This window comes from Pseudonocardia lacus (assembly GCF_018531445.1).
Lineage (GTDB): Bacteria > Actinomycetota > Actinomycetes > Mycobacteriales > Pseudonocardiaceae > Pseudonocardia > Pseudonocardia lacus.
In genome coordinates this window covers 1-9,930 of sequence record NZ_JAHDTH010000254.1, presented here as the reverse complement: position 1 = coordinate 9,930, position 9,930 = coordinate 1, and the positions used below count along the sequence as shown (strand labels likewise).

Sequence of the window (9,930 nt, the reverse complement as noted above, 5' to 3'; positions counted from 1 at the left end):
CCGGCGGGCACGGCCGGCACCGGGCCGACCCGGCGCGCGACCCCGGGCGCGCCGGTCGGCGGCATCGTGCCCGACGTCCCGCTGCCCGACGAGGGTGAGCGCAGCAGCTCGCCGGAGACCACCGACTGGGCCACCGTGACCGGCATCGCGCGCACCTGGCTGCTCGACCCCTGCTCCCCCACGGAATACCCGACCGACGCCCGGCGCACCGGCTTCAAGACGGTGTCGCGCACCGGCCCGGAGTTCCACGAGGCCCGCCAGCTCGCGACCTACCCGAGCGTCGATGACGCCGCCGAGGTGATGGCCGGGTTCCGCCGCGCGCTGGCCGCGTGCAGCACCGGCGGCACCGAGCAGGGCGGGCGGTGGGAGTGGGTCACCCGGGAGGAGCCGACCCTGGGCGACGAGGGCCTGCTGGCCGCGAGCACCGTGGGCGGGCCCGGGTTCGCCCCGGCGGGCGACCGCGTCGCCGTCACCCGCGTCGGCGCGAGCGTGTTCCTCGCCTTCAGCAACGGCGAGTCCGGCGTCGCCGAGATCGACGGGGCGGCGGAGCTGGTGCGCGAGGTCGCGCGGGAGTTCCTCGACTCGGTCTGACGAGGTCGGCCCCCGGCCGGGGATCGGCTCGTGTCCCGCGGCGGGTCAACCCGCTCCAGGCATCTCCGGAGCTACGAGGCGAACAGCTGCGACAGGTCGCGGAACGCCTTGAACTCCAGCGCGTTGCCGGCCGGGTCGAGCAGGAACATCGTCCACTGCTCGCCCGGTTCGCCGGCGAAGCGCAGGTACGGCTCGATGACGAACGTCGTGCCGGCCGCCTTCAGCCGACCGGCCAGCTCGTGGAAGCGCTCGACGTCGACCACCAGCCCGAAGTGCGGCACCGGGACGCGGTGGCCGTCGACGTCGCTGTGGCCGACCGGCCCGGAGCCCGCCGACCGGTGCGTGACGAGCTGGTGGCCGTCGAGGTCCCAGTCGACCCAGTGCTCGGCGGAGCGGCCCTCGGCCAGGCCCAGCACCCCGCCGTAGAACTCACGGGCGCGGGCGATGTCGTCGACCGGGACGGCGAGGTGGAACGGGGGACGGTCGCTCACCCGCGCGATGCTACTGCCCGCTCAGCCCACCGCCGCCGGATCGCCCGGGGCCCGCAGCCGCCGCGCGACCTCGCCGCGCAGCGCCACGAACGCCGCCGAGCCCCGGGTACCGATCTGGTCGCGCTCGGCGGGCAGGTCCACCGGCAGGTCGGCCACCAGGTGGGCAGGCGAGCGGGACAGCACCAGCACCCGGTCGCCGAGGTAGACGCTCTCGTCGATGTCGTGGGTGACCAGCAGGACGGTCGTGGCGCGTGCCCGCTGCACCCGGCGCAGCAGGTCCTCCAGCTCGAAGCGGGTCTGCGCGTCGACCGAGGCGAACGGCTCGTCCATCAGCAGCAGCGCCGGGCGGGTGACCAGGGCGCGGGCGATCGCCACGCGCTGCTGCATCCCACCGGAGAGCTGCCAGGGGTAGCGGTCGTCGACGCCGGCCAGCCCGACCCCGGCCAGCGCCTCGGCCGCGCGCTCGGCCCGCTCGGCCCGGCCCACCGAGCGCCAGCGCAGCGGGAGCTCGACGTTGCGGCGCACCGACAGCCACGGGAACAGCGAGCGCCCGTAGTCCTGGAAGACGAACGACAGCTCGTCGGGCACCGCGCGGACCGGGTCGCCGTGCAGGCGGACCTCCCCCGCGGTGGGCTCCACCAGGCCGGCCACCGCGCGCAGCAGCGTCGACTTCCCGCACCCCGACGGCCCGGTGATGCACACCAGCTCCCCCGCGCCGACCGCGAACGTCAGCTCGTCGACGGCCGCGGCGCCGCGGTAGTCGTGGCGCAGGTGCCGCACCTGCAGCAGCGTCATCGCGGGACTCCCGTCGCTCGCGTGGGTTGCCAGCGCAACGCGCGCTGCTCGACGGCCAGCAGGACGGCGTTCAGCCCGAGCCCCACCACGCCCAGCGCCACGACCCAGGCCCACATGACCGGGAAGTCGAAGGCGTGCTGGGCCTGGCGCAGCTGGAAGCCGATGCCGTCCACCGAGCCCACCAGCTCGGAGACGACCATCAGGATCACCGAGATCGACAGGCTCAGCCGCAGCCCGGCGAAGATCTTGGGCAGCGCGGCCGGCAGCACGACCAGCACCAGCCGGTGGCCCGGCGGCATCCGCAGCGCGCGGACCGTCTCGGCCTGCACGGGGTCGAGCGAGCGCACGCCGTCGACGGTGTTGAGCAGGATCGGCCAGGTCGCGGCGAACGCGATCGTGACGACCTGCATGCGCCCGCCGATGCCGAACAGCACCAGGAACACCGGGATCAGCGCGGGCGGCGGGATCGCCCTGGCGAACGCGAACAGCGGGCCGCACCACTGCATGCCGGTCCGCGAGCGGCCCAGCACCGTGCCCAGCCCGACCCCGACCAGCGCCGCGACCGCGAACCCGGTCACCGCCCGCAGGACGCTGGGCAGCACGTCGTCCAGGACGGTGTCGCCGAGGAACGCCCGCTCGACCGGGCCGGCGAACCACAGCCGCGCGCCGGTGACCAGGATGGTGCTCGGCGGCGGGAAGAACGGGTGCCCGGCGAGCCGGGTCGCCACCTCCCAGACCAGCACGCCGGCGGCGAACAGCGCCCACGAGCGCAGGAACCGGCCCGCCGCGCTCACTGGTGCACCCTCACAACGCCCCCGCCGCGACCGGGCTCCACGCGAACAGCCGCGCGCCCAGCCGCTCCAGGCCCTCGTTGATCGCGAACCCGACCAGGCCGGCGACCAGCGTCGCGGCCAGCACGACGTCCATCCGGGCGGCGCCGCTGCTGGCCTCCAGGATCACCCGGCCGATCCCGCGGGCGGCGCCGGCCAGGAACTCCGTGCTCACCACGACGATCAGCGCCACCGCCGCGGACATCCGGATGCCGGTGAACACGAACGGCGCAGCGTGCGGCAGGGCGACCGAGGTCAGCGTGCGGGCCCGCCCGGCGCCGCAGACGCGCGCGGTGTCGACCATGACGGTGTCGAGCTCGCCGAGTGCGTAGACCGTGTTGAACAGGATCGGCCACACCGCGGCGTAGGCGGCCAGCGCGATCTTCGCCTCCGGGCCGCTGCCCACCAGCAGCACGACCAGCGGGATCAGCGCCACCGACGGGATGGGGCGCAGGAACTCCACGACGGCCCGGGTCGCCACCCGCACCGCGGGCGCGCTGCCCAGGACCAGCCCGGCCGGCACCGCGATCGCCGCGGCCAGCCCGAGCGCGATGGCCCAGGCCAGCACGGTGGCCAGCACGTCGGCCAGGAACCCGCGCTGCGCCACCAGCTCCCCCAGCTCGGCCAGCACCACCGTGGGGGGCGGCACGAACCGCTCGGGCACCAGGCCCGTGCGCACGGCCACCTCCCAGAGCAGCGCGAAACCGAGCAGGCCACCCAGGTTGCGCGCGATCCGGGCCATCTCAGCCGTCGACCGGGGCGATCAACGGCGCGACGTCCAGGGGCTCGCCGATCACCCCGAACTCCAGCAGCAGGTCGGGCACCCGCTGCAGCTGGTCGGCGCGCGGCTCGGCGTGGAAGTCCAGCAGCGTCGCGGCCGCCGCGGTCTGCGCGTCGACCTTCGAGTACTCGACCAGCAGCGGGTTGACGAGATCGCGGTCGGCCGAGGCGTCGACGGCGCGCTGCAGCACCCGCCGGAACGCCGCCACCGTCGCCGGGTTCTGCTCGCTGAACCCGGCCAGCGAGGCGTAACCGGCCGTCGGCAGGCCGGTGGCCGGCCCGGTCGAGGTGTCGACCACCACGACCGCGCCCACGCCCCGCTCGGCCAACGTCACGAACGGCTCGGTCAGGAACGCCGCGTCGACGTCGCCGCGCTCCAACGCCGCCGGGGTGTCCGGGAACGGGATGCTGACCCACTGCACGCCGGAGAAGTCGACCCCGGACTCGCGCATGGCCGACTTGACCAGCGCGTCGGAGATGCTGCCCGCCGCCGTGACCGCGATCCGCTTGCCGGCCAGGTCGGCGACCGAGCCGACCCCCGAGCCCGGCATCGCCACGACCACCGAGGAGTCCGGCGACAGCGACGAGGCGTCGGCGACGAAGCGCAGGTCGGCCGCGCCCTTGTCGAGCGCGACGAAGAACGGCCCGTAGCTGCTGTAGGCGATGTCGACGTCGCCGCCGATCAGGCTCTGGATCGAGGCCTGGCCGCTGGGCACGGTGACCGTCTCGACGTCCAGGCCCTCCTCGGCGAACCAGCCGTTGCGCTCGGCCAGGTGCAGCGGCGCCAGGTCGGTCGTCGGCATGATCGACACCCGGACCGGCGTCGGGGCCCCTCCGTCCGCCGCCGGGGGCGCCGCCGCCTGCGTGCCGCCCAGCGCGGCGCACCCCGCCAGCAGCACCGCTGCCACTGATGTCACGGCGGCCGCCGCGAGCCGCCCCCGTCCCCGTCGCGCCCCCATCGGTCCTCCCCCGATCGCGGATCACCGATCGTGTTCGGGTGCTCACCCGGCCACAACCGGCCCCGGGCGGCCGCCGCGCTACGACCGGCGGGGTAGGACACCACCGGTGGGGTACAGCCCGGGGAGTAAGCGGGCGGCGGTCGGCCGAACCCGGTTGCTCCCCGTTCCGCCGCGGTCGCCGATCCGCGATGCTGGGCCGATGGATCACGGGGGCAACGGCGTCATCGTCACCGCCGAGAGCGTCGGCACCGAGAGCTCGGTCGCGGTCGTCGGCAGCGTCGGCACGTCGAGCAGCGTCGCCGTCGCCGGCAGCGTCGGCACGTCGAGCAGCGTCGCAGTTGCCGGCAGCGCCGGGACGGCCGGCAGCGTCGCGGTGGCCGGGAGCGCCGGCACCGCCGCCAGCGTCGCGGTGGCCGGCAGCGCGGGCACCGTCGGCAGCGTGGCCGTGGCCGGGAGCGCGGGCACCGCGGGCGGGGTGGCCGTCGCCGGCAGCCTGCTGACCCTGCTGAGCATCGCGCTCAGCGCCTGCATCGCCTGCCTGGCCTGCGTCAACTGCCGGCGCTGCGTGGCCTGCGTCGGGTGCATCGACTGCGTCGACTGCGTGGGCTGCGTCGGGTGCGTCGGCCTGCGCGGCGCGGTCGGCCAGCGAGGCGTGCGCGCCTAGCCACCCGTCGCAGCGGGGCTCGGCGGTCGGCGGTGGCGACCAGACGTAAGCATGTGCTCAACTCATCCGGTCCGGTCGAACCCCGACCCGCCCGCGCCGAGGGAGCAACTCCGTGACCGACGTCCGCATCCCGGAGGGATTCGACTTCACCGACCCCGACCTCTACACCAACCGGGTGCCGCTGGCCGAGCTCGCCGAGCTGCGCCGCACGGCACCGGTCTGGTGGAACGCGCAGCCGCGCGGCAGCTCGGGCTTCGACGACGAGGGCTTCTGGGTGGTGTCCCGCCACGCCGACGTCAAGGCCGTGTCGCTGGACAGCGCGCTCTACTCGTCCTGGGAGAACACCGCGATCATCCGGCTCAACGAGGGCGCCGGACCCGAGCAGATCGACATGCAGCGGCTGATCCTGCTCAACATCGACCCGCCCCGGCACACCGGGCTGCGCGGCATCATCTCCCGCGGCTTCACCCCGCGCGCCGTCAACGGGCTGCGCGCCGCGCTGGCCGACCGGGCCGGGGCGATCGTGCGCGCCGCGCTGGCCGAGGGCACCGGCGACTTCGTCCAGGACGTGGCCAGCGAGCTGCCGCTGCAGGCCATCGCCGAGCTGCTCGGCGTGCCCCAGGACGACCGGCGCAAGCTGTTCGCCTGGTCCAACCAGATGATCGGCGGCGACGACCCGGACGTCGAGGGCGACCCGCAGCAGGCCGCCATGGAGCTGCTGGGCTACTCGATGGCGATGGCCGAGCAGCGCAAGGGCTGCCCGATGGACGACATCGTCACCAAGCTCGTGCAGGCCGAGGTCGAGGGCAGCGCGCTGACCGCCGACGAGTTCGGCTTCTTCGTCATCCTGCTGGCCGTGGCCGGCAACGAGACCACCCGCAACGCGATCTCCCACGGGATGGCCGCGTTCCTGGACAACCCCGAGCAATGGGCGCTGTACCGGGCCGAACGCCCGGCGACCACCGCCGACGAGATCGTGCGCTGGGCGACGCCGGTGGTCGCCTTCCAGCGCACGGCCACCGCCGACACCGAGCTCGGCGGGCAGCGCATCCGCAAGGGCGACCGGGTCGGCATGTTCTACAGCTCGGCCAACTTCGACGAGGAGGTCTTCACCGACCCGCGGCGCTTCGACATCACCCGCTCGCCCAACCCGCACCTGGGCTTCGGCGGCAGCGGGGCGCACTACTGCATCGGCGCCAACCTCGCCCGCCTGGAGATCGAGCTGATGTTCGAGGCCATCGCCGACCACATGCCCGGCATCGCCGCGGCGGGCGCGCCCGTGCGCCAGCGCTCGGGGTGGCTCAACGGCATCACGTCGTTCCCGGTCACCTACACCTGATCCACGACGGCTGATCCCGGCCGTCTTCGCAGAGTCCCCGTGGTCCTCGCAGGTGCTGTGCACCCTGCGCCGACCACACCGCCCCTGCGAAGACCCGGGGCGGATCACCGCACTACCGCACGACGTCCAGGGCGGCGCGCACCACCGAGTCGGCGTCGATGCCGTGGTGGCGGTGCACCGCGGCCAGGTCGCCGGACTGCCCGAACCGGGAGACGCCCAGGTGCGCCGACCGCACCCCGTTGACCCCGGCCAGGAACGCCAGCGTGTGCGGGTGCCCGTCGAGCAGCGTGACCATCGGCGCGGCCCGCCGGGCCGGGAACGCCGCGTCCAGGACCCAGCTCGGGCCCTCCCCCCGGCCCGAGCGGGCCTGGACGGCGTCGAACAGCAGCCCCGGGCTCGTCACGCACACGACGTCGGCCGGCGCGCCCTGCGCGTCGAGCCGGTCGGCCGCGGCGAGCGCCTCGGGCACCATCGCGCCCATCACCGCGATCGTGATCGCGGGCGGGGCGGACGTCGTGCGCAGCGGGTAGGCGCCGGCCACGACCTGGCGGCGGCGCCGTTCGCGCGCGGCCGGGTCGGCCGGGACGGCGGCCAGCGTCTGGTCGACCGGGCGCGTGGACAGCCGCAGGTAGGCCGAGGTCCCGTCGGGGCGCCCGAGCCGCGCGAGGCTCGCCAGCAGCGTCCACTCGACGTCCACCGCGAACGCCGGCTCGTAGCTCACGCAGCCCGGCTGCTCCAGCCCCACCGACGGGGTGGTGATCGACTGGTGGGCCCCGCCCTCGGGGGCCAGCGACACCCCCGACGGCGTGCCCACCAGGATCGACTGCCCGCCCGCGTAGATCCCGAACGACCACGGCTCCAGCGCCCGCTCGACGAACGGGTCGTAGAGCACCCCGATCGGCAGCAGCGGCTCGCCCCACCGGCTCCAGGTGGCGCCCAGCTCGCCCAGCAGGCCGACCAGGTTCGTCTCGGCGATGCCCAGCTCCAGGTGCTGGCCGTCGGGCTGTTCGCGCCAGTGCAGGATCGTCTCCGGGTCGTCGGCGAACCAGTCGACGCGCTCGCGCGCCGACCAGACGCCCACCTTGTTGACCCAGCCGCCCAGGTTGGTCGAGGAGCTGACGTCCGGCGCCAGCGTCACCACCCGGCGCGCGGCCTCGGGCGCGGACCGGGTCAGGTCCAGCAGGGTCCGGCCCAGGGCGGCCTGGGTGGTCGCGGTGCCGCCCGGGGTGCGGCCGAAGTCGGTGGGGATCGGCGGTGGGGCGGGGGCCGGCACCGGCGGGCGGCGCAGCCGGGCCGCGGTCGCCGCGCACAGCGCGTCCTCGGCCGAGCCGGGCGCGAACCGGGCCCACGGCTCGTCGACCGCGGCCCCCACGGCGTCGGCCAGCTCGCCCAGCTGGGCCTCGGTGAGCAGCGAGGAGTGGTTCTGCGGGTGGCCCTCGGAGGCCAGCCCGTAGCCCTTGACGGTGTAGGCCAGCACCACCGTGGGCCGGGTGTCGTCGATCGCGTCCAGGGCCTCGCCCAGGCTCACCAGGTCGTGCCCGCCCAGGTTGCGCACGGCGGCGTGCAGGGTGGCGTCGTCCAGCCCGGCGACCAGCTCGGCGACCGCGGGGTCGGGGCCGGGCAGCCGCTCCCGCAACTGCCCGGGCGTGCAGCGCAGCAGCCTCTGGTACTCGGGGTTGGACATCTCGTCGATGCGCCGGCGCAGCGCCGCGCCACCGGGCCGGGTGAACAGCTCCTCCAGCAGCCGCCCGTACTTGACGGTCAGCACCTGCCAGCCCGCGGCCTCGAACATGCCCTGCAGCCGGGTCGCCCCGAAGTTCGGCACCACCCGGTCCAGGCTCTGCCGGTTGAGGTCGACGATCCAGACGATCTCGCCCAGCTCGGCGACCATCGGGTCGAGCACCGCCTCCCAGCAGGCGCCCTCGTCCAGCTCGGCGTCGCCGACCAGGGAGTACTGCCGGCCGGTCCCCGCCGTGGCGCTGAACCCGGCGATGTAGCGGCGGGCGAGCGCGCCCCAGATGGGGGCGGTGGCGCCGATGCCGACCGAGCCGGTGGAGTAGTCGACCGGGTCGGGGTCCTTGGCCCGCGACGGGTAGCTCTGCAGCCCGCCGAACTCGCGCAGCGTGCCCAGGTAGCGCTCGTCGAGCTCGCCGAGCAGGTAGTTGATGGCGTGCAGCACCGGGGAGGCGTGCGGCTTGACCGACACGCGGTCCTCGGCGCGCAGGTGCCCGAACCACAGCGCGGTCATGATCGTGGCCATCGAGGCGCTGGAGGCCTGGTGGCCGCCGACCTTGAGCCCGCCCGGGTTGGGGCGCACGCGGTTGGCGTGGTGCACGATCGCGGCCGAGAGCCACAGGATCCGCTGCTCGACCGCGCGCAGCACGTCGGCCGCCGGGGTCGGGGTTCCGGTGGGCTCGCGCAGGCCCGTCATGGCCGCTCCTTCCGCAGATCCGGGCACCACTGGACCATTGCGGCGGCGAGCGCACAACCGATCACAGCCCTCTGCGAGCCAGAACATCTAGTTTGGTACTATCTGACTCACAGCACTTATGGAGGGACACCGCGATGCCCGACCTCGGCCACGACCTGGCGTTCGGCACATTCATCACCCCGGCCGCCGACCGCGCCGAGCGGGTGCTCGCGCTGGCCGAGCTGACCGACCAGGTCGGGCTCGACCTGGTCAGCGTGCAGGACCACCCCTACCAGCCGGCCCACCTCGACGCCTGGACGCTGCTGTCGGTGATCGCCGCGCGCACCCGCTCGGTCGCGGTGCTGCCGAACGTGGCCAACCTGCCGCTGCGCCCGCCGGCCGTGCTCGCCCGCAGCGCCGCCAGCCTCGACGTCCTCAGCGGCGGGCGCGTCGAGCTCGGGCTGGGCGCCGGCGCGTTCTGGGACGCCATCGCCGCCCAGGGCGGGCCGCGCCGCTCCCCCGGCGGGTCGCTCACCGCGCTCGCCGAGGCGATCGAGGTGATCCGGGCGCTGTGGACGCCCGGGCGCGGCGCACGCACCGAGGGCGAGCACTACCGGCTCGCCGGCGCCAAGCCCGGCCCGTTCCCGGTCCACGACATCGGCATCTGGCTCGGCGTCTACAAGCCGCGCGCCCTGCGCCTGACCGGCCGCGTCGCCGACGGCTGGCTGCCCAGCTCGCCCTACCTGCCGCCGGAGGACCTGGCCGCGGCCAACGCCGTCATCGACGCGGCCGCGGTCGAGGCGGGCCGGGAGCCGTCGGCCGTGCGCCGGCTGTACAACGTCGTCGGCAGCTTCGAGGGCACCGGGCGCGAGTTCCTGCAGGGCCCACCCGCGGTGTGGGTCGAGCAGCTCGCCGAGCTGGCCCTGACCGAAGGGATGTCCGGGTTCATCCTGATGGCCGACTCCCCCGACCTCGTCCGCCGCTACGCCGCCGAGGTCGCCCCCGGCGTCCGCGAGCTGGTGGCGGCCGAGCGCGCCGGCGCCCCGGGCCCCGCCGCACCGCGCGCCACCG

The 9,930-nt window shown here is 75.1% G+C and carries 11 protein-coding genes; 4 read left to right on the top strand and 7 right to left on the bottom strand.

The window, feature by feature from the left end; all coding sequences use genetic code 11:
• Positions 1-591, top strand: a 591-nt coding sequence (locus tag KIK08_RS34375; RefSeq protein ID WP_214407495.1) for a hypothetical protein, incomplete at its 5' end; no start/stop codon positions are given.
• Positions 592-662: 71 nt separating this feature from the next.
• On the opposite strand, the gene KIK08_RS34370 is transcribed toward KIK08_RS34375, so the two are convergent.
• The 6 genes from KIK08_RS34370 to KIK08_RS34345 all read right to left on the bottom strand — a co-directional run bounded on the left by KIK08_RS34370 (position 663) and on the right by KIK08_RS34345 (position 4,875).
• A complete protein-coding gene (locus tag KIK08_RS34370) occupies positions 663-1,082 on the bottom strand; it encodes a VOC family protein (RefSeq protein WP_214407494.1) in 420 nt (139 codons plus the stop codon).
• Between the two features lie 21 nt (positions 1,083-1,103).
• Positions 1,104-1,877 carry an ABC transporter ATP-binding protein gene (locus KIK08_RS34365; protein ID WP_214407493.1) on the bottom strand — a complete coding sequence of 258 codons (774 nt, stop codon included), beginning with the start codon at positions 1,875-1,877 and terminating at the stop codon, positions 1,104-1,106.
• On the bottom strand, positions 1,874-2,671 hold the full coding sequence (locus tag KIK08_RS34360; RefSeq protein WP_214407492.1) for an ABC transporter permease: 798 nt from the start codon (positions 2,669-2,671) through the stop codon (positions 1,874-1,876). The genes KIK08_RS34365 and KIK08_RS34360 overlap by 4 nt, the downstream gene beginning before the upstream one ends.
• 10 nt (positions 2,672-2,681) lie before the next feature.
• Entirely contained in the window at positions 2,682-3,449 is a 768-nt protein-coding gene (locus tag KIK08_RS34355; protein ID WP_214407491.1) for an ABC transporter permease, read from the bottom strand.
• 1 nt (position 3,450) lies between these two features.
• Entirely contained in the window at positions 3,451-4,395 is a 945-nt protein-coding gene (locus KIK08_RS34350; RefSeq protein ID WP_308258074.1) for an ABC transporter substrate-binding protein, read from the bottom strand.
• A 255-nt stretch (positions 4,396-4,650) separates the two neighbouring features.
• The gene (locus KIK08_RS34345) at positions 4,651-4,875 is read right to left on the bottom strand and encodes a hypothetical protein (protein ID WP_214407489.1); all 225 of its coding nucleotides are present in this window, start codon (positions 4,873-4,875) and stop codon (positions 4,651-4,653) included.
• A 10-nt stretch (positions 4,876-4,885) separates the two neighbouring features.
• Here KIK08_RS34345 and KIK08_RS34340 point away from each other — a divergent pair, with 10 nt between their 5' ends.
• Both KIK08_RS34340 and KIK08_RS34335 read left to right on the top strand, forming a co-directional pair.
• Positions 4,886-5,110, top strand: a complete 225-nt coding sequence (locus KIK08_RS34340; RefSeq protein WP_214407488.1) for a hypothetical protein — start codon at positions 4,886-4,888, stop codon at positions 5,108-5,110.
• Positions 5,111-5,222: 112 nt separating this feature from the next.
• Complete coding sequence (locus tag KIK08_RS34335) at positions 5,223-6,449, top strand: cytochrome P450 (RefSeq protein ID WP_214407487.1); 1,227 nt, start codon at positions 5,223-5,225, stop codon at positions 6,447-6,449.
• Between the two features lie 112 nt (positions 6,450-6,561).
• On the opposite strand, the gene KIK08_RS34330 is transcribed toward KIK08_RS34335, so the two are convergent.
• Entirely contained in the window at positions 6,562-8,880 is a 2,319-nt protein-coding gene (locus tag KIK08_RS34330; protein ID WP_214407486.1) for a thiamine pyrophosphate-binding protein, read from the bottom strand.
• 134 nt (positions 8,881-9,014) lie between these two features.
• On the opposite strand from KIK08_RS34330, the gene KIK08_RS34325 reads away from it, so the two are divergent.
• Positions 9,015-9,930, top strand: a 916-nt coding sequence (locus KIK08_RS34325; RefSeq protein WP_214407485.1) for an LLM class flavin-dependent oxidoreductase, incomplete at its 3' end; no start/stop codon positions are given.